The following is a 19,864-nucleotide window of genomic DNA, read 5'->3' as shown; positions in this document are numbered from 1 at the left end:
TGATAGACCTTGGTACAAAGAGATTCACTCTCAAGTATTGCAGGAAGTCCCTAAAAAAGTTGAATTGGCTTTTGATAGATGGTTGAAAGGTGATGCTAACGGCAAAAAGTCTGATTGAGTAAACAGCACAAAAAAGTCGCTGATACTCGCAAAGACTTTCACTTTAAAACAGTTAAATTACTGCTTGATAAGTATGATGTTGTAGCTGTTGAAAAGTTGAATATTAAGGGACTGGTTAAAACAAGACTGGCTAAAAGTGTTAATGATGCCGGATGGGGACAGTTTGTAACAATACTTTCAAATAAAGCCGAAAATGCTGGTTTGAAGGTAATAGCTGTTAAACCAAATGGTACTAGTCAAGAATGTTCTAACTGTGGTCACAAAGTTAAAAAGCTGTTATCTCAAAGAATGCACAATTGCCCTGCTTGTCATACTAGTCTGTGCAGAGATTTGAATGCGGCTATAAACATAAAGAACCGTGGGACGCATGGTCTTAAAGCTCAATTAATGTCTTCCTAGAAGAGTCATTGAGAAGCCCACACTCACCCGAAGGGGAGTGTGTGGAGTACGTCACTAACATCCTTGGCAGATCAAGGTGCAGTAGAAATTTTTGAACTGCCTATACAAACACAACCGTGGATGATTTCAATGTTGTGGAGCCGACTAACAGATCAAGATCAGGCAAATTCTTGGTTAAGACAGATGCTCAAGAGTATTTGCGAGGAAATTTAAAACACAAAATTCCTAGAGTCGTTCACAGCATTAGCTGATACATTGCGTAACCTCACCAACTCCAAAGGCACACGTTGACCAGCAGTACCATCTAAGTCAATTAAAACTAAGGTGTCTGTCCCTGCTGTTTGCAACTGCAAGTAACCGCCAGCAATGGCTGTGGCAAAGTTCAAGTTGCTCAAATCTAAACTCCGCCAAAGTGCTTGTAAGACAATTTTATCTGTACCAACGGCAAAGTCTGTAATTGTATCGCCGCTATCGGCAAGGCTGGTATAAACAAAGCTATCTGCACCCGCGCCACCTGTTAGCACATCTGCGCCTCTCAAGCCAGCAATCAAATCATTGACAGTAGTACCTCGGAGATTATTAGGATAAGCCGTGCCATTAATTACAGATGCTTCATAAGCTCCGATGTCTACTCGACCATTCAAAATACGTCGATAACCACTACCTCGTTGATCAAAAGGTATGCCTTCGGTAGTATTGCCATCTCTGTCTAAGTCTGCAATGTCGGCAGGGATATCGGCGTTATTTCCAGCGTTAATGGCGGGACTACCATAAACTAAAGCGTGGGTTTTGACTGGGCCGCCATTGTCACGCAGAATGGTATCGATAACTTGAGAAATGCTGACTTGTAGTTGTTCGCTGGGGTTAAAGCCTGTACTGCCATTAAGGTTGCCGATGAGGTTATAGCCGTTGCTGATAAAGTTACCGACGACATCGGGGTTAACTGCACCAGGAATACCATCGTTATTGCCTGCGATGATGCTGTTTTTGATGGTGGCTGTACCTGTTTCTGAGTTATAGATACCAGCACCGCTAGATACAGTGTTTTCTTCATCATAGTAAGACTTGTTGAAGGCGATCGTGCTATTGCTAACGGCTAAAGTGCCAGAGTTGTAAATTCCGCCGCCTTCGTTGTATGACCGATTGCCACTAATGGTACTGTTAACGAAAGTTAGAGTGCCAGAGTTGTTAATGCCTCCGCCAATGCCTGCGGTGTTGTTGTTAATGGTGGTGTTAATTACAAATGCAGTGCCGTTGTTGAGAATACCACCTCCTAAACCTGCTGAGTTATTGCTGATAGTAGAACTAATGATGCTAATGATGCCATCATTAACAATCGTGCCGTTTGCGGCTCCCTCTGCATTGGAATTACCTGTGATAGTACTTCTAATAACTGTAAGATTGCCAGATGCAGAGTTATAGATACCGTTGCTGTTAATATCTCCTGTGACTTCTAAGCCTCCTATGTTGCTGCTGATGGTGCTGTTGCTTACCGTTGTATTGCCATTGTTACTAAGACCTGCACTGCCGTAGTCTGACGAGTTATTACTGATAGTGCTGTTATTTACTGTCACTGTGCCACGGGTAATAAGACCAGCATTGCTAAAGTCGTAGTATGAGGTGTTGCCATTGATAGTACTTCTGTCTATTTTGATAGTGCCATTGGCAATAAGTCCGCTAGAATTTCTGCCGCTATTGTAATTAATCGAGCTATTAGTTACTGTTAGGGTTCCTGAATGGATGACTCCACTCGACCAATATGACTGATTATTATCTATGTGGCTGTTACTGATGATTAGTGTGCCTGAGCTATCAATACCAGATGAAGCGCCACCACTATCAATTGCTCTATTACTACTCACACTACTATTTCTGATAGTGAGGCTGCCATTACTGACAATGCCGCTAAATGCGTTATAGAATTGGTTGCTTGATTCATTATTATTAACACTGCTATAACTCAAGGTTACGGTTCCAGTACTGTAGATACCAGTACCATCACCTGTGCCTCTGTTGTTGTTGATGGTGCTGTTGTTAGCTGTTAAAGTACTCGTGTTATATATACCTGCACCGTTGCCTAAGTTATCGGGAAAGTAGGAGTCATTGTAGTAACCAGCAGAGTTATCATTAATGGCACTGTTGTTAAGAGTGACGACACCCGCGTTATAAATACCGCCGCCATTACCTGCGTAGAATATACCCTCAGCATCGACTTGGCCTGCGTAGTTACCTGTAACGGTGCTGTTGTTGAGCCTTAAAACTCCAGAGGTGGAGTTATAAATACCACCACCATTATTACCGGAACTGTCTTGACCACCAGAAAAGTTATTGCTAACGGCGACGTTTCTTAATGTCAGATTACCAGCGTTGTAAACGCCGCCACCGCCTCTTGCATCTGTGGCATAGCCATTAGCAATTGTTAATCCTTCAATGTCAACAGTGATGCCGTTAGCAATTTCAAATACACGAGATATGTTGTTATCTTGAGCAAAATTGTAGTTACCGCTAACTGTCAGTAAGTTTGAACCTCTACCATCAATACTTAAGTCATCGGTGATGAACAAACTACTACCGCCAAGGCTGATAGTATCGGCGATGTTGTCTGTGAAGAGTCCGCCTGTAAATCTGATTAAGTCTTTGCCGGCTGAGGCGTTGGCATTTAAAACTGCTTGCTGTAATGAACCAAGACCACTGCTTTTAGTGTTGGTGACGTTAAAGGTAGCCATTGTTTATCTCACTCCTATTGGTTTTGGTTGTGTTAGCAATATGAGCTTTCGCTAAACACACAAAATGACGGCGCTGTTAGTAACAGTGCTTTTTTGGGTATTTGGTTTGGGAGTTGATAAGCACTGGATTTTGAGAATAATTCCGAAAATTTACTTAACCCAATAAATTTAGGTGATGATTAAGATTTTACTAATACTCTTTTGAAAGAATATTAAGTAAGATTACGTAATTGGTTTTTGGTCTATGTTGTCATTGAGGGATAAGAGGGGGACAAGGTAGGCAAGGGAGACAGAGTATACAAGGGAGATGGAATGCCTTGAGGGAAAATTTTAGCTAAGTTCTGTATAAATCTCGTCTAAAAATGCGGGATTTTGTGGCGCTTTCAGTACATTATTACTATAATAGATATATCAAGTACAGGTTATAGTCTTCTACGCCAAAAAGCATCTTTTTGATTTCAAGATGTGACTATTTTTTCACTACTCCAGAAGAAGTTTGAAAGCAAAGAAATAGAAGTATTTAGACATACTTCTGATATCTCTTTTGCTATGTGATGAATTGAGATTTTCAGAGGAAGATTATTTGATGATGCAAATGAATCATTATCCATCTGCGATCGCTCAGGCTGCTCAACGTGTAAATGAACTAGACTCACAGTTGATGGCTGTACAGCAGCAAATTAACCGCTTTGAAGGAAATGCAGATCGCGCGGCGGCTTTTGATGTGGATTTGAAAAATGATGCTCAACGCAAGGCGCGGCGGTTTGAGGTATTACTGTTGAATCACGAATATCAAAAGGCGGTGGATACTCAAATTCAACTAACTGTAGAAAAAGCTAATGCGATCGCGCATTTAGAATATCTGCGTAATCAGTTTAGTGTAGCGAAGTTAGAAGCAAGATTAGCGATCGCACAACAACTTACTGATTATGAATCACGGGAATTAGTTGGTTTGTAGTTTATATGTAGAGACTTTGCAGTGCAAAGTCTCTACTCAAAGCAAGTAAAATCTAAGCAGCTTGATTAGATTCAGGTAAGCTAGAACGCGCATTTAAAGACAGCATAACGCGAGAAATACCTGTAACCACAATGCTAGAGCCTAATAATGTGCCTAGTAGCCAAGGTGCGTTGCTGGGAAACTGAAACCAAATTAGTGCGCCTAAAAATAGGGTAATAATGCCATTACCTAATACCCATGTCCAGTTTTGTTGGGGACGTAAGCGGAATGCCAAAATTAACTCGAATGTACCTTCTGTCAGTAAGAAGCTACCGAGTAACAGGGTGAGTGTAAGAATACCAGTTCGAGGATAAACTAATAGCATCACACCTGTAGCAATATAAAGTCCGCTTAGGAGAATTTTCAACAGAAAACCTCCTTCGCGGCGGGTATGAGTAGCATAAACAAGCTTGGCAAATCCCGCACTCATCAGGATTAGCGCCACCCAAGTCTCAGCAAATATGGTTGTAACTACAGGTAAAGCGATCGCTACAATCCCTAAAATAATCAAAAGAGCGCCAATGACAATTGAAGTATTAACTTGCTTGTTAATATTGCTGGACTGGTTGATATTAGTAGTAATATCGTTTGTCATACAAAATTTTTCCTTAATCTTGAGCGAACTCTAAGATTAGGTTAAAAATTTTTTCTCAGGCTAGACAGAGCCTTAAGGTAGACACATTGGTAGTAAATTAATCTTCATTACCCTGAAAATCTACCACCTTGGTATCATTCACATCTATTTTCCTGGAAATCAATAATTGGGCAATTTGCTGATTAATAGTTGCGATATCAAAACGCTGACTGGCAATATTTCTGGCATAATCAGCGATCGCTGTAGTGATTTCTATTTCTTGAACACAGGTGTTAATTACGTTGGCTAGTTCTTGGAAATCGCCGGGTGTGGTTAAAAAACCATTGACACCATGTTCGACTAATTCAATCGCGCCGCCGGCTTTGGCTGCGACGACAGGTGTACCGCATAACATCGCCTCAACAATTACTCTCCCAAAGGGTTCTGGTGCGGTGGAAGTGTGCGCCACTAAGTTACAAGCTGACATTAACTGCGGAATGTCAGCGCGAAATCCTAAAAATTTGACGCGATTTTCTAACCCTAGTTTGGCAACTTGTTTGTGTAATTCTTGGACATAATCTTGTTCGCCAAATAAAGCATCACCAACTAAAAGTGCTGTGACTTGTGGCGGACATTGTGCTAATGCTTCCAGTAAAATATGTTGTCCTTTCCAGGGTGCGAGACGGCTGAAATGTCCAACAACAAATTTACCTTCTAAGTTTAAATCTTGTCGGATTTTTTGAATTTCAACTTCAGGAATTTGATATTTTTTACTATCAAATCCGTTATAAACAATTGCTGTGATTTCCGGCTTACCGCCAGCTTGGACAAATGCTGTTTGACTAGCTTGTGAATTAGCGATAACTAATGATGCAAATTTATTAGCTAAGGTGACAGCAACTCGTAAGTTAATTGGGCTAAAGTGTTCTAAGGAAAGGATATCGTGTAAATGATAAACTAGAGGACGATTTGCTAAAACACTTGCCAGTGCGCCAATAACTAGTGCTTTTTGGGTATTGGCATAAATTACATCATATTTTTTTGCTAAGTTTACAACTTTAATTAATAAAGGTGCTAGTTGTTTAATGCTGGCTATTGCTTGCAATAAGTTACTTTGTTTTTGGACTTGAATTGGTTTGGTTGTTAATACTTCAACGGGGATTTGATGTTGCTGGAGTAAGGTTTTAAAATCACCATCAGCGAACAAACCAACTAAAGCGCGATCGCGGTATGGTTTAGCAATATCAATTAAACAAAGTTCTGCACCACCAGGTTTACCACTTTGGTCTAAAAATAGAATTTTCATAAAATATTAAATACTTTAAAATTTAGATTTTAAGCTAAGATAACATCACGAACTTTTTGCGCGATTAAAGACCAGTCATAATTAGTTACGGCATAATCACGGCAAGCCTGACGCGAAGGAATTGAAATTTTCCCTAAGAGGATATTCTCTAATTTGTCAGCTATGTCATAAACTTCTATTGAACTGGTAATCAAATCTGGTGAAAATTGCGTTAAAATTTCTGGCATTCCCCCCACCGGTGTACAGACAACAGGTGTACCGCAAGCTAAAGATTCAACTAATGCTAAACCAAAACCTTCAAAAGATTGACTAGGCATAACTGTTAAATCAGCAGCTTGATAGGCTATGGGTAATTGCTCATCTGGGATAAAACCTAAAAATTTAACTGTATTTTCTAAGCCTAATTCTTTTGCTTGCTGTTGTAGTGCATCTTGCATATAACCACGACCAGCAATTGCTAACCAAACATCAGGAATTTTAGGTTTAATTATAGCTACAGCTTGCAAGAGTTTATCAATACCCATACGATAAACTAAGCGGCGAGATGTAAATAATATCGGACGATTATCTGGCCAGCCTAATTCCTGTTTTGCTGCCTGTTGCGATAAATTTGGCTGAAAGCGATGAATATTTACACCACCAGGAATAATGTGAATTTTTTCCCAAGGAACTTGATATTGTTGATGTAAAATATTACCAAATGCTTTACTCAGAACAATAAAGCGATCGCAGCGATGATAAGTGCTTTTTTCAATTAATAACCGCTTGATAATAATACTCAATTTATTAGTAGTTACTTCTTGCTCACTTTCTGATGCCCAAGGGCCATGAAAGTTAAAGGTAATGGGTATATCTTGCGGTAAAATATCCATAATCGGAAAGCTATATAATGCAAAATGTAAATTAATTGCATCTGGCTTGCCGATTCTACTATTTTTAAAGTTATTGCGAATATGCCAAAGTCTTTGCCAAATTGGCAGATTAGGAGAAGCTAAGTTAGTTAATTTGATTGGTGAATTTAAATCAATTTCTGGTAAACCAACTCCACATAATTCTATTTGGTCTTGACGGTTGGCTAATTGATGAGTTAATTCATAAATATATCTTTCTAATCCTCCTGGTGTTTTAGGGAACCAACCCAACCCCAGTGTCAGTATAGATGCAGACTTAGTATTAAAATTTTCGTTTTTACATCCCACTTTTTACTCTCCTATGATTGTTTGAGTGTATGTTTAATTACCATCACTCTCAAGTTATTTCTTTTTAATTTTGCAGTAGATTAATCAGACTAATATTTATATCCTGTAATTTTTACTAAAATCAGCATTCTTTGGGTCTGACTGGATGCAGATTTTGATTTTAGATATCTAACTACTAAAATTTCAAAAGCCAATCATCAAAGACAAGTGTTTTTGCAGAGGACAATAATTTATAAACGATTTAGATTCTAGTGTCAAGCAGAAATTTTGTGATTTAAATTACATGATTTCTGGTGTTCAACAGTCTTAAAGTAATCAAAGATATTTATGTTGGGTAAAATTATTGATTCAATGTATTCAGTTTTACTTTTTTAGCTATTGTTTAGTAAGTTTAGCTACAAATATAAAGATTCTTCTAGGAATTTCTCTTGACTAGTTGAAAAATATGTGTGGTTTTCATGAATTTTAGGTAAATATCAATTTTCAAATACCCAGTGTTTGTTATCTATGTAATATGTCCTGGGAAAATTAGGCTGAAATATTAGTCTTAATTTTTGAAAGTTTCCACAGGCAGACTAATATCAGGTGAAAAATCCATAACATCCTACCATCGATAGTAATAAACCAGGGTTTTTGAGCATTATCTATTGCTACTTAGTTGTGTTGATTGTATCAGTTAGCACAAAAGTATCTGCACGCCATTTTTTGATAGCTAATTTGTCGCCATACCTATTTGACTGGCGAACTTTTTGATATCTGATTTCAATTTAAATTTTAAGTAGATTATGCCAAAAAATACACATACAAAGTTGAGTAAAATCCATCAACAACTGCATAAATATATTCAAAGAATATTCAAGTTAGGCAATAATCGACAGTTAAAACCAATTTCTTTGATGCTGATGGGACTAGCCGTGATATTTCTGGCTTTTTCCCTTGATATAACTACTGAAACCAGCGTCACAGGAGTAGCAGCTAGTACCTATAAAACTTCTTGGATAGGTAATAGTTTTGGTGGTGGTAAGAAGTGGGTACAAAATAATATTGAAGCAATGTATGTTGCACCCGATGGCACAGTTTATACTAACAGTCATTGGGATGAAGCTGGTAGAGAGGCAGGTATATATAAAGATGGTAATGTAATTGGCGCTGTGGAAGAGACTCACGGCTGGAGTCGCACTGGTGGTAAAGCAGTCACAGCTAATAGTAAATATATTTATATTGCCTTAGCACAAGGCTCAATTGGTAAAACAAAGGATGATTATCCACCGGAAGGGATAACTTGGTATACTGTCAGACGCTATAACTTATCGGGAAAACCAGCACCTTTTAATGGGGGAAGGGGTTGGGATAAAAGTATGCTAATTATCAGTAATCAAAGTGAAGTTACTGGATTAGCAATTGCAGGAAATGAGTTATATGTGAGTGATTCAGCAACGAATAAAATTCGCGTCTACAATAGCGAAACTATGCAAGAACTACGTAGTTTTAGTGTAGTTCGTCCTGGTGCGATCGCTATTGATAAACAAGCAAATCTTTGGGTGATTCACAACCAAAACAAAATTTCCCACTACTCCCCTACAGGTAAGTTATTAGCGTCACAAATTACTAATATTCCTAAACCAACTGCGATCGCCATTGATCATCAAGATAGACTTTTAGTGGCAGATAACAGTCAACGTCAGCAAGTATTAATTTACAACATCAAAAATCAGCCTGTGCAGGTTGGTAATTTTGGCATGAAAGGCGGCGTTTATGCGGGTACGCCGGGAGAAGTGCAACCATTAAAACTATATGGAATTACCGGAGTTGGTACAGATAGTTCTGGGAATATCTATGTGAATAGCAATGGATTTAACAACTCAGGTACAGACTTACGCAAGTTTTCTGCATCGGGAAAACCAATATGGCAATTACACGGATTATTATTTGTGGATAACGCCGATGCAGATCCCCAAACCGATGGTTTAGAAGTGTTCACCAAACAAGAACACTACTTGATTGACTATAACCAACCAGCAGGGAAGCAATGGACTTACAAAGCTTACACCTTAAATCCCTTTAAATATCCCCAAGATCCCCGCTTACATACTTCCCCAGATGCTACCTTTGTTCGCCGCATTCAAGGTAAGCGATTTTTGTTTGTGACAAATATGTATGCTAGTTTTATGCAAATTTACCGCTTTGACTCTGCAAAGGATGGTAAGATTGCGATTCCGGCTGGGATGTTTGCTGGGACAAATGGCGGTGGAGAAAAATCAGTTAGCGGAACTTGGCCGCCTTATCAACCAAATAAAGGAGAATGGATTTGGGGCGATCGCAACGGTAACGGTAAATTTGATCAAGGTGAGTATGATCAAAGTGAAGATTATCCCTACTTAGGTGGTTGGTGGGTTGATAGTAAAGGTGATATTTGGAAAACTTTACGCACTCAAGATGGAATTGGGATTCGCCACTATCCCCTACAAGGACTTGATAAGTATGGAAATCCCATCTATAGCTATAGTTCTATGGAGAAGCAGAAAACTCCTAGCATGATTACCGATGTCCGCCGCATCGAATACTTTCCCGAAACTGATACGATGTATTTATCAGGCTTTACGGTTGATCATCCTGCGATCGGTGATGATGCTGGAGTCGTTGGTTCCGAAATTCTCCGCTTTGATAATTGGCGTAAAGGAAATAATCCCACACTGCGTTGGCGCGTTGTTGTTCCCCACGACACCACAGGTAAGCGCGAAGTTTCTACCGCCGCTATGAGTGTTGCTGGTGATTATGTATTTGCGGTGAAAATGAAAACCGCCGAGGTTTATGTTTACAATGCCAAAACAGGTGCTACTGTCAAAACATTAAAACCAGGCGCAGAAGTCGCAGGCGAAAGTGGTTGGATTGATATACCCCAAGGTATCCGCGCTTTTCGTCGTTCTAATGGGGAATATGTAGTGTTTGTAGAAGAAGATTGGAAAGGGAAAGTAATTATGTATCGCTTCAAAAGTTAGCTTCTCTGCTCAAAATTAGTGTTTTTTAGATACCCGACTTCTTGAAGAAGTCGGGTATCTGTTTATGCAAACCAATCTAGAAAAATTGTATTACATTGCTACCACAATTCAATATTTATTAATAATAGAAATTGCTTTATATTGAATGCTATTTTTTCATCAAATAAATAAACAAATTACCTTCCCTCTAGATCAGAAGTGAATTATCATACTAAATATATTTCACTAGAAACACCGCATAAAGTTTATGTACAGTTGCCAAAAACAAGCTGAAAAAGCAGAAATAAAAAGTATAGAGAATATAGCTCTAATTTAATTGGCTAATCATCATAGATTATCAGTTATTGAAAGCATCAAAAATTAATATGCCCAGATTATTTACCTAAATGTATATGAAAATTAAACCTTATTTACAACAATTACAAAAACTAGTACCGAGTATTTTGCTGGAACGGATGCAATATATTCATTCCAACTTAATAACTCGTTGGATTTTACTGCAAGGCAGTCAGCAATTAAAATTTAACCAAAAATCTGTGATGGTATTTTCTCCCCACCAAGATGATGAAACATTTGGTTGTGGAGGGATGATTGCTTATAAACGTGAGCAAAATATTCCAGTAATAGTAGTGTTTCTCACCAATGGTCAAGGTTCAAAAGATATAGATACAGAATCGAGAAATAAAATTATTCAAACCCGTAAACAAGAAGCAATTAAAGCCTTAAATATATTGGGTGTAGAGACATCAGCAATTCACTTTTTAGATAAAGCTGATGGGTATTTACAAGCTTTAAACGGTGACGAAAAACAAACAGCGATCGCCCAAATAGCTGAACTCCTCAAACATTATCAACCAGAGGAAGTTTATTTACCCCATCAAAAAGACTGTCACCGAGATCATGAGGCGACATATCCTTTAGTAACAGCAGCAATTAACCAAGCAGAAATTCAAGTCGAACTATTCCAATATCCTATTTGGTTATTTTGGCGATCGCCATTATTTATCATGCTCAAATTATCAGATATAGCCGCCGCGTATAGCTTTTCCATTACCTCAGTACAGCAGAAGAAAAATCAGGCGATCGCAGCCTATACCTCTCAGCTTGAAAGCTTACCGTCTGGCTTTGTTAATCGCTTCTTAGGTGCTTATGAGATATTTTTTAAAGTTGAATCTTAATTATTTTGGCTTATTTCTGTCCGTTTTATGTCAGGAAAAATAATATTTTTACTCCTGCTTCCGGTTGGTGAGTGCAGCCGAACCACTGCCTTCTAACTATCAATTACATCTATAGAGAAAAAATCCTATGAAAATCTTACATATTACAAATCACGTCGAAAAAATTGGTAATGGCATTGTTAACGTAGCCGTAGATTTAGCCTGTCTACAATCACAAGATGGACATGATGTAGCTGTTGCTTCGGCTGGCGGTGGATTTGAAATTTTACTAACACAACATAACGTCAAACATTTTCATCTCAATCAATGCAGACAACCCCTCAACTTAATTAAAGCTGCTTGGCGTTTTAAAGAGATTATCCAGCAATTTCAGCCAGATATTATCCATGCACACATGATGACAGGCGTTGTACTCGCCGGAGTTTTACGCAAAGCTTACAACTATCATTTAGTCTCTACAGTTCACAACGAGTTTCAACGTAGTGCCGTATTAATGGGATTGGCAGATCGAGTCATCGCCGTCAGCCAAGCCGTATATAATTCTATGGTGCGTCGTGGTATCCCTGAGAATAAATTATGCGTAGTTGCCAACGGCACATTAGGTAGTCCCCGCCACCCCAGCATTCAAGATTACCAACCCCTACCCTTACATCGTCCAGCCATCACCACCGTTGCCGGGATGTATACTCGTAAAGGCATTGCAGAGTTAATCACCGCATTTACCAAAATTGCTCCCAACTTTCCCGCAGCACACTTATATTTAGTTGGTGATGGCCCAGATCGTTCTATCTTTGAAGCAATAGTAAACAACATACCCTGCGGCAAACTACGTCAACGCATTCATTTTGAAGGTTTTCAGCCAGAACCCCAACGTTATATGCTGGCTAGTGATATCTTTGTTTTGGCTTCCTACTGCGAATCTTTTGGTTTAGTCTTAACAGAAGCGCGAGAAGCGGGTTGTGCCATTGTTGCCAGCGATGTAGACGGCATTCCCGAAACATTAGATCATCGTCAAGCTGGCATTCTTGTACCACCAAAAGACAGTCAAACCTTAGCCAATGTTCTCACGCAATTACTTGGTGATCCTGTGCAACTCCAATATTGGCAAAACCGCGCCAAACAAAATTTAGAACGCTTCAAAGCAGCAAGAGTGTATGAAGAAACAATGAATGTGTACCGTGAATTAGTCAAAAACTATAGCACCCGTACCGTTATGAATACACAAGAAGTCTTACTCATCAAAACTCCCACCGCCCCAATGCGTTAAATTAACTGGGAAGTTCTGGTGATGTTGCGATCGCCACGCAATTAGGCTAATTTTGTGGAGACTCATTCAGTTGTTGTTGAAGTGTTGTTGAAGTTGTTGGACTTCTGCGATCGATAATCCAGTAATACGAGCCACAACTTCAACTGGAAAACCTTCTCGTAAAGAATTATTGGCAATTTCTCTTTGCTTTCTTGCCTCTGCTTCTTCCTGAATTGAACGGTAAATCACAGATTCTTGCATAATGTCTCTCCGTACTAGACTATAAATTACGTTTTGCTCTAATCTTAACCCAGCCAAAATTGCTGAGGCTGCTATCAGATTTGCCTGTATCGTTGAGTCTTCAATTTTTATTGTGAGTAAATCTAAAGTTTGATGAGGTATGGTAGGGCGATCGCTCCCATACTCCCACCGATCATGCTTAATTCACTCTCTGCATGAGATAATTTAACCCTGTTGGTGTTGATACAAGAGCGGAAATTTATGGAGTACGACTTCAAAGCATTGGCGGAACTGTACAAAAACGCACTCCTGAATGACGTACTCCCATTTTGGGAAAACCACTCCTTAGACTCGGAACAAGGAGGTTACTTTACCTGCTTAAATCGGGAAGGCCAAGTTTACGACACCGACAAATTTATCTGGTTGCAAAACCGCCAAGTCTGGACTTTTTCAATGTTGTGCAACCAATTAGAAAAACGCGAAAATTGGCTTGAAATTGCCAGTAATGGTGCAAAGTTCCTCGCCCAAAATGGCAGAGATGACAAAGGAAATTGGTATTTTGCCCTGACGCGCGAAGGTCAACCCCTAGTTCAGCCTTACAATATTTTCTCTGATTGCTTTGCGGCGATGGCATTCAGCCAATATGCTTTAGCCTCCGGTGAAGAGTGGGCAAAAGATGTGGCAATGCAAGCTTACAATAATGTCTTGCGTCGTAAAGATAATCCCAAAGGTAAATATACTAAAACTTATCCCGGTACAAGACCAATGAAAGCTTTGGCTGTGCCGATGATTTTAGCTAACCTGACTCTCGAAATGGAATGGTTACTTCCCAGTGAAACTTTAGAGAGTGTTTTAGCCACAACCGTTCAGGAAGTGATGAGTGATTTCCTCGACCAAAAACGAGGATTAATGTATGAAAATGTTGCCCCCGATGGTTCCCACATCAATTGTTTTGAAGGCAGATTAATTAATCCCGGTCACGGTATTGAAGCGATGTGGTTTATTATGGATATCGCCCGCCGGAAAAATGATCTTCAGACAATTAACCAAGCTGTTGATGTGGTGCTGAACATTTTAAATTTTGCGTGGGATGAAGAATACGGCGGCTTATATTACTTTATGGATGCAGATGGACATCCACCACAACAATTGGAATGGGATCAAAAGTTGTGGTGGGTACATCTAGAATCGTTAGTTGCATTAGCAATGGGTTATCGCCTGACAAAACGCGCAGCCTGCTGGGAATGGTATCAAAAAATGCACGATTATGCCTGGAAGCACTTTGCAGATCCCGAATATGGGGAGTGGTTCGGCTATCTCAATCGGCGTGGAGAAGTATTATTAAATCTCAAAGGCGGTAAATGGAAGGGATGTTTTCATGTACCCCGCGCTTTATACCTATGTTGGCAGCAATTTGCGGCTTTGAGTTCTGAGTCTGTCAAATAGTGCTAAGTACAGCTTTGCATTAATTCGTAGCGAATTTCTCCATCATCTGCGCCACTGTATATGACCATTTTATGGGTTGTGCAGAGTCATTGTGGCGAATAATAAAATCGGTGATACGTTGCTGTAATGTATTAAGGTCAGGAAAATCATTCGGAGTCAGTAATTTTCGCTGTAAAACGCTGAACCAAATTTCGATTTGGTCTAACCAAGAAGCGTATTTTGGCAGCCAGACAACTTCGACCGTAAAATTCCAACCTTCCTCTTTTTGTTTCTGATTCAACCAAGCCTGTAATTGTTTTGGTGCATGAGTAGAGCCATTGTCAAGGATTAAATAGATATGGCGTACACCACGACGAATGGCTTCTGGGATTAATCCGGATAGTAGAAAAGTCTGAAAATCGATAAATGTTTTCGTGGGACTACAATAACCATAAATCAAACCCTCAGCAACACTTAAAGCTGCAAAAAGATGTGTTGCTCCTTCCCTGATATATCGGGCTGCAAAATGAACTGGTTGTTCTGCACCTGCTGGTTTATTCGGACGCTTGAAAAAGACTTGGACGACCAGAACGTGGTGCTTCTTCCAGACTACGGGTTTGACACCAACGTTTACGCCACTTACGTACAAGACCTGATGAACACCCTATTTCTCCGGCTATTTGAGCATCCGTCCAATCTGGGTTTTCGTCAACTTTTATCAAAATTTTTGCTCGTCTGGCTTTGCTTTGCCCTGTTTGGTCTACACGTTCTGACTGGTGTGATTCTTCAAATTACGATGCTGGTTCGTTCTTTCCTTCCAGGTAACTATGAAAAAGGTCACTTTGGGGTGAGTGCTGCTACTTTGTTTTGGCACTTTGTTGATATTGTTTGGGTTTTTCTATTCTCGCTTCTCTATGTTTGGCAAGCTTAAAAAGTCTTACTCATACCATTTTGGATTTTAGATTTTGGATTTTGGATTGGGAAATTGCTTACTGGTGAGCTTTTCAGTAACCCATTTGTCGCAATCATTTTTCAAATTGGTATCACATAGCAGTTATAAATAATTATTGAACTAAAAGATCCCCGACTTCTTCAAGAAGTCGGGGATCTGCGCCTCTCGATTTTCACAAATCAAATAGGATGGCCATACAACCAGGACTTACGTAAGTGTCACAATTGGTAGTTGGTGCGTGACGCTACCAATGTTATGACTACGTTCAAAGCTTCTCGTTGCGTCACACACCCTACAGAAACAATATGCCAGTTGCGTAAGTCCCAACAACATCTCTACAGGATTTATGGAGTGTATGGCGTATATGCGAGTTAAGCTTTAATTCCTGCTCTTGGCGTTCTGATTTGTTCGATATCTTCTGCTGCTAATAACTCCCGAATTAGATGTGCTAAAGATTTTTGAACTAAACGTGTCCCGATTTGTTGACCTAAACGCTGCACGCCAGGGTTGAATAATAATTGAGCCAACTGAGGAGCCATTTGCATGGGGTCAAAGCCACGGGTTTCTTGCAGAATTTTCAAGATATTTTTGATATGCTCTAAGGTCTGCTGTTGTTCGACTGTGGCGGCTGGTGTTTCGTTGACTGCTGTTAAACCTACCTGTTCGCGCAGTAAATAGGTGAAGTTGTGCATCACGTTTTTACCGACAGCGTTAACTCCGTTGACAAATTCATCTACTAATCTGTCACGAATAAATGCACCTCGTTCAGAAGAGAGAAAATCTAAACCTTGATTTAACACTAAATTAAAGTCGTAATCTTCATTATTTCGCGCATTTCGTAACAAGTTTTCTAAACGATTCCAACGGAATTTGCCTTCTTTAAACAGTAAATCTCTCAGTGATGTTCTCAGTTGTGGTGCGGGGTCGGTTAACAGGCGCTTGGAAACGTAAGGATAAGCTTCGCTGAGAACTTTGAAGTTAGGATCAATAAAGATTGCTATTCCTTCTAAAGTTACCAGAGAGCGAATAATTAAAGCGTAGTAGGGAGGAACGCGGAAGGGATATTCATACATTAAAGCTGAGAGTTCATCGGTGATGCTTTTAATGTTGAGTTCGGCGACACTCGCACCTTGAGCATCAGCAAATACTCTGGCAAATGCGGGGATAATTGGGGTTAAGTCTGTATCTGGTGTTAAAAAGTCTAGTTTGACGTAATCTTGCGCTAAACCTTCAAAATCACGGTTGACGACGTGAACGATCGCCTCAATTAAACCATATCTCTGGGGCGGCTGAATCTCGCTCATCATCCCAAAGTCGAGATAGGCTAATTTTCCATCGGGTGTGGCTAACAAGTTCCCTGGATGGGGGTCAGCATGGAAAAAGCCATGTTCTAAAAGTTGCCGCAGCGAACACTGCACCCCAACTTCAATTAAATAACGTGCATCTATACCTTGAGCAGCAATTTCGGCTGCTTGCGTTAATTTTGTACCGTTAATCCATTCCATCGTCAGTACACGACGATTGGTATATTCCCAGTAAATTTTCGGGATATATATGTCTCTAATATGACCATATAACTGAAAGAAACGCTCGGCATTTTCACCTTCATGGATATAATCCATTTCTTCAAAAATGCGATCGCCTAATTCATCTAAAATACCAACTAAATCACTCCGCACTCGTTTGACGTTTCTTTGTACCCAACCAGCAATGCGGCGCAAAATATACAAATCAATCGTAATTCTTTCTCTTAAATCCGGGCGTTGCACTTTGACAGCAACTTCTTCACCAGTTTTCAGTTTACCTTTATAAACTTGTCCCAAGGAAGCGGCGGCAATGGGCTGTGCGGATAATTCTACATAAATTTCTTCTGGTGGTGCGCCCAGTTCTTCTTCAATAAACTGGTAAGCAATTTCATTAGGGAATGGCGGTAACTGGTCTTGGAGTCTGGTTAGTTCTTCTAAATATGTCGGCGGAACTAAATCAGGTCTGGTAGATAAGGCTTGACCAATTTTGATGTAAGCAGGCCCTAGTCGCGTTAATAACTCCCGTAACTGCACAGCGCGACGACGGTCATTTTTGATGACGACTCCGCGTTTGCTGTCCCACCACAAACCGAAGAAAAAAGCCAAGGTCGGACGCAGTACAGTAATAATTCGTTGTAAAACCTGTAGAGGTCGGCTTTGATAATGTTCCGCTATTTCTGCGGCGTTATATTTCACTGCTTCCGGTTCGGTACTTGGAATCAGCCGATTGGGCGATCGCACAACTAAAGCTGGTGTACCATTGTCTGATACTACTTCAGTCTTATATATTTCACCCTCAATCGTTTGGGAGGTTGGGGGAAGTGTCTTAACCATCATGAAGAAAGCCACCAGTCAAATGAAACATGTTAAGTATTGTAACAATATGTTTTGCTGTCCACATCCCTAAAATTGGGGATCAGCTTAATTAGCATTTTCCGCATAATATAGCTGTGGCTACTAAGACTCAAAATATTTATTTACACCAGCAGAGGCAAAGGCTAGGTTTGCTACACTGAAAACGTACTAGTTCCATTTTAAGTGCTGAGTAGAAAGTGCTGAGGAGCCAGTGCGTTGCGGAGGTTCCCTCCGTTGTAGCAACTGGCGTTGCTGAGTCAGGGCAATGAGCGCCTACGGCACTTTTGATTATTAATATTATTCTGGCTAACAAAACACTCAGCACTCAAAACTCAGCACTCAGCACTAACGAGGGAGAAGCTTGATGTTGCTTGGTCTGCGAATTGAAAACTTTGCCCTAATTGACCAACTGGAACTAGAATTTGGCGTTGGGTTAAATGTTTTGACAGGTGAAACCGGCGCGGGAAAATCGATTATTTTAGATGCGATTGATGCAGCCTTGGGTGGTAAAGTTTCCAGTCGAGTTATCCGCACTGGAACAACTCGCGCAATGGTAGAAGCAACCTTTAAATCTCATCATGCCCTAGCCGCTTGGTTAACGGAACAGGAAATAGATTTAATTGATGATCACTCAGTAGTAATTAGTAGAGAAATTACCGCCACAGGTAGTAATGTCCGCAGCCGATCGCGGGTGAATGGTGTATTAGTGAATCGGCAAATCATGGTAGGATTACGCGATCGCCTCGTGGAAATTACCGCCCAAGGTCAAACAGTCCAAGTCGGACAACCAGCCCAAGTCCGGGAATGGTTAGATGTGTATGGTGGCGATGCTTTAATTCATCAGCGTCAAGTGATTGCCACAGCTTATCATGCTTACCAACAAGCCCATCTTGCCCTAGAAAAACGCCGCACATCCGAACGGGAACGTCTGCAACAACTCGACTTGCTGACTTATCAAGTGCAGGAATTATCCACCGCCAACCTCAGCGAACCGCAAGAATTAGAACAACTGACCCAAGAACGGGAACGCTTAAATCATGTTGTTGACTTGCAACAGATGAGTTACAAAATCTATCAGGCTTTGTATCAAAACGACGGTGATACACCAGCCGCCGCCGACTTACTCGGAGATAGTGAAGCCACCTTAAATGATATGGTGGAATATGATAGCCAACTGCAATCATTATTAGAATTGGTCAGAGATGCTCAAACGGCAGTTGTGGAAGTTGGCAGACAAATTAACGCCTACGGGGATAGTTTAGAAGCCGACCCCCAAAGATTGGAAGAAGTCGAAGAAAGAATCCGAGAATTAAAGCAAATTTGCCGCAAGTATGGGCCGACGCTGACAGAAGCGATCGCTTATTATCAACGTATCCAACAAGAATTAGCCGAACTCAACGATAGTGAACAATCAATTGAAAGTTTAGAACAGCAAGAAAAAACTTGTTTTGATAAACTAACCCAAGCTTGTCAAAAATTAACCAAATTGCGCCGTCAAGCTGCGAATAATTTAGAATCGCGGTTGATTGCAGAACTCAAACCATTGGCGATGGAAAAAGTACAATTCCAAGTGGAAATAGTACCCATCGTTCCCACTGCGGCGGGTGCAGATAAAATTACCTTTGTGTTCAGTCCCAACCCTGGCGAACCATTGCAACCATTGACCGAAATTGCCTCTGGTGGTGAAATGAGCCGCTTTTTACTAGCACTGAAAGCTTGTTTTTCGCAAGCAGACTCCGCCGAAACATTGGTGTTTGATGAAATCGATGTCGGTGTTTCTGGGAGAGTTGCCCAAGCGATCGCTGAAAAATTATACCAACTCGGTCAACACCATCAAGTATTGTGCGTGACGCACCAACCCTTAGTAGCAGCAATGGCTGACCGTCATTTCCGGGTAGATAAGCAAATTATTACCCAAGGTAAAGGTAAAAAAGCTAACAATGGCAGCACAGAACAGCGTACCGTTGTCCGAGTTACTTATTTAGATAATATTAGTACGCGCCGGGAAGAACTAGCGCAGTTAGCTGGGGGTAAATCTGCCACAGATGCGATCGCATTTGCTGAGTCTTTGTTATTGCAAGCCGCTAACCACCGCCGCCGCGAAAGTTGACCATGAAATTTA

13 protein-coding genes and 3 pseudogenes are annotated in these 19,864 nt (G+C 40.4%); 9 read left to right on the top strand and 7 right to left on the bottom strand.

Annotated elements, in window-relative coordinates; genetic code table 11:
* Positions 1-577 (top strand): annotated as a pseudogene (locus H6G79_RS04185) (RNA-guided endonuclease InsQ/TnpB family protein); the annotation flags it as partial.
* Between the two features lie 17 nt (positions 578-594).
* Positions 595-732: pseudogene (locus tag H6G79_RS04180) on the top strand (LysR family transcriptional regulator); the annotation flags it as partial.
* Here H6G79_RS04180 and H6G79_RS04175 read toward each other — a convergent pair.
* Positions 729-3,245: a choice-of-anchor Q domain-containing protein gene (locus H6G79_RS04175; protein ID WP_190589714.1), complete on the bottom strand. Its 2,517-nt coding sequence runs from the start codon at positions 3,243-3,245 to the stop codon at positions 729-731. The pseudogene H6G79_RS04180 and the gene H6G79_RS04175 sit on opposite strands and share 4 nt — an antisense overlap.
* Positions 3,246-3,831: 586 nt before the next feature.
* Between H6G79_RS04175 and H6G79_RS04170 the strand changes: the two genes are divergently transcribed.
* Positions 3,832-4,203, top strand: coding sequence for a hypothetical protein (locus H6G79_RS04170; protein WP_190589715.1), 372 nt, complete (start codon positions 3,832-3,834; stop codon positions 4,201-4,203).
* 52 nt (positions 4,204-4,255) lie between these two features.
* Here the strand turns inward: H6G79_RS04170 and H6G79_RS04165 are convergent, their stop codons facing one another.
* The 3 genes from H6G79_RS04165 to H6G79_RS04155 form a co-directional block, all read right to left on the bottom strand.
* A complete protein-coding gene (locus H6G79_RS04165; protein ID WP_190589881.1) occupies positions 4,256-4,825 on the bottom strand; it encodes an HdeD family acid-resistance protein in 570 nt (189 codons plus the stop codon).
* Positions 4,826-4,934: 109 nt separating this feature from the next.
* Positions 4,935-6,122, bottom strand: a complete 1,188-nt coding sequence (locus tag H6G79_RS04160; protein ID WP_190589716.1) for a glycosyltransferase — start codon at positions 6,120-6,122, stop codon at positions 4,935-4,937.
* A 29-nt stretch (positions 6,123-6,151) separates the two neighbouring features.
* Entirely contained in the window at positions 6,152-7,321 is a 1,170-nt protein-coding gene (locus tag H6G79_RS04155) for a glycosyltransferase family 4 protein (RefSeq protein WP_190589717.1), read from the bottom strand.
* Positions 7,322-8,106: 785 nt separating this feature from the next.
* Between H6G79_RS04155 and H6G79_RS04150 the strand changes: the two genes are divergently transcribed.
* The 3 genes from H6G79_RS04150 (at position 8,107) to H6G79_RS04140 (ending at position 12,765) form a co-directional block, all read left to right on the top strand.
* On the top strand, positions 8,107-10,320 hold the full coding sequence (locus tag H6G79_RS04150) for a hypothetical protein (protein WP_190589718.1): 2,214 nt from the start codon (positions 8,107-8,109) through the stop codon (positions 10,318-10,320).
* 392 nt (positions 10,321-10,712) lie between these two features.
* Positions 10,713-11,498 carry a PIG-L deacetylase family protein gene (locus H6G79_RS04145; RefSeq protein ID WP_190589719.1) on the top strand — a complete coding sequence of 262 codons (786 nt, stop codon included), beginning with the start codon at positions 10,713-10,715 and terminating at the stop codon, positions 11,496-11,498.
* Between the two features lie 127 nt (positions 11,499-11,625).
* A complete protein-coding gene (locus tag H6G79_RS04140) occupies positions 11,626-12,765 on the top strand; it encodes a glycosyltransferase family 4 protein (protein WP_190589720.1) in 1,140 nt (379 codons plus the stop codon).
* Between the two features lie 66 nt (positions 12,766-12,831).
* On the opposite strand, the gene H6G79_RS36310 is transcribed toward H6G79_RS04140, so the two are convergent.
* A complete protein-coding gene (locus H6G79_RS36310; protein ID WP_199333954.1) occupies positions 12,832-13,005 on the bottom strand; it encodes a hypothetical protein in 174 nt (57 codons plus the stop codon).
* A gap of 240 nt (positions 13,006-13,245) precedes the next feature.
* Here H6G79_RS36310 and H6G79_RS04130 point away from each other — a divergent pair, with 240 nt between their 5' ends.
* On the top strand, positions 13,246-14,430 hold the full coding sequence (locus H6G79_RS04130; protein WP_190589721.1) for an AGE family epimerase/isomerase: 1,185 nt from the start codon (positions 13,246-13,248) through the stop codon (positions 14,428-14,430).
* A 19-nt stretch (positions 14,431-14,449) separates the two neighbouring features.
* Here H6G79_RS04130 and H6G79_RS04125 read toward each other — a convergent pair whose 3' ends face one another.
* Positions 14,450-15,058 carry a transposase gene (locus H6G79_RS04125; RefSeq protein ID WP_190589722.1) on the bottom strand — a complete coding sequence of 203 codons (609 nt, stop codon included), beginning with the start codon at positions 15,056-15,058 and terminating at the stop codon, positions 14,450-14,452.
* A 42-nt stretch (positions 15,059-15,100) separates the two neighbouring features.
* Between H6G79_RS04125 and H6G79_RS04120 the strand changes: the two are divergent.
* Positions 15,101-15,340, top strand: a pseudogene (locus tag H6G79_RS04120) (cytochrome c oxidase subunit 3); the annotation flags it as partial.
* Positions 15,341-15,732: 392 nt separating this feature from the next.
* Here H6G79_RS04120 and H6G79_RS04115 read toward each other — a convergent pair.
* On the bottom strand, positions 15,733-17,724 hold the full coding sequence (locus tag H6G79_RS04115; protein WP_190589723.1) for an AarF/ABC1/UbiB kinase family protein: 1,992 nt from the start codon (positions 17,722-17,724) through the stop codon (positions 15,733-15,735).
* Positions 17,725-18,106: 382 nt separating this feature from the next.
* On the opposite strand from H6G79_RS04115, the gene recN reads away from it, so the two are divergent.
* Positions 18,107-19,852 carry a DNA repair protein RecN gene (recN, locus tag H6G79_RS04110; RefSeq protein WP_190589724.1) on the top strand — a complete coding sequence of 582 codons (1,746 nt, stop codon included), beginning with the start codon at positions 18,107-18,109 and terminating at the stop codon, positions 19,850-19,852.
* The last annotated feature ends 12 nt before the right edge of the window (positions 19,853-19,864 follow it).

It is taken from the genome of Anabaena sp. FACHB-83 (assembly GCF_014697485.1).
Taxonomy (GTDB): domain Bacteria; phylum Cyanobacteriota; class Cyanobacteriia; order Cyanobacteriales; family Nostocaceae; genus Nostoc_B.
This window is presented reverse-complemented; position numbering and strand designations above follow the sequence as displayed.

Coding starts and splice junctions, on each gene's coding strand:
- H6G79_RS04175 (WP_190589714.1), bottom strand. CDS start 3,245: ATGGCTACCTTTAACGTCACCAACACTAAAAGCAGTGGTCTTGGTTCA.
- H6G79_RS04170 (WP_190589715.1), top strand. CDS start 3,832: ATGATGCAAATGAATCATTATCCATCTGCGATCGCTCAGGCTGCTCAA.
- H6G79_RS04160 (WP_190589716.1), bottom strand. CDS start 6,122: ATGAAAATTCTATTTTTAGACCAAAGTGGTAAACCTGGTGGTGCAGAA.
- H6G79_RS04150 (WP_190589718.1), top strand. CDS start 8,107: ATGCCAAAAAATACACATACAAAGTTGAGTAAAATCCATCAACAACTG.
- H6G79_RS04145 (WP_190589719.1), top strand. CDS start 10,713: ATGAAAATTAAACCTTATTTACAACAATTACAAAAACTAGTACCGAGT.
- H6G79_RS04140 (WP_190589720.1), top strand. CDS start 11,626: ATGAAAATCTTACATATTACAAATCACGTCGAAAAAATTGGTAATGGC.
- H6G79_RS36310 (WP_199333954.1), bottom strand. CDS start 13,005: ATGCAAGAATCTGTGATTTACCGTTCAATTCAGGAAGAAGCAGAGGCA.
- H6G79_RS04130 (WP_190589721.1), top strand. CDS start 13,246: ATGGAGTACGACTTCAAAGCATTGGCGGAACTGTACAAAAACGCACTC.
- H6G79_RS04115 (WP_190589723.1), bottom strand. CDS start 17,724: ATGATGGTTAAGACACTTCCCCCAACCTCCCAAACGATTGAGGGTGAA.
- recN (WP_190589724.1), top strand. CDS start 18,107: ATGTTGCTTGGTCTGCGAATTGAAAACTTTGCCCTAATTGACCAACTG.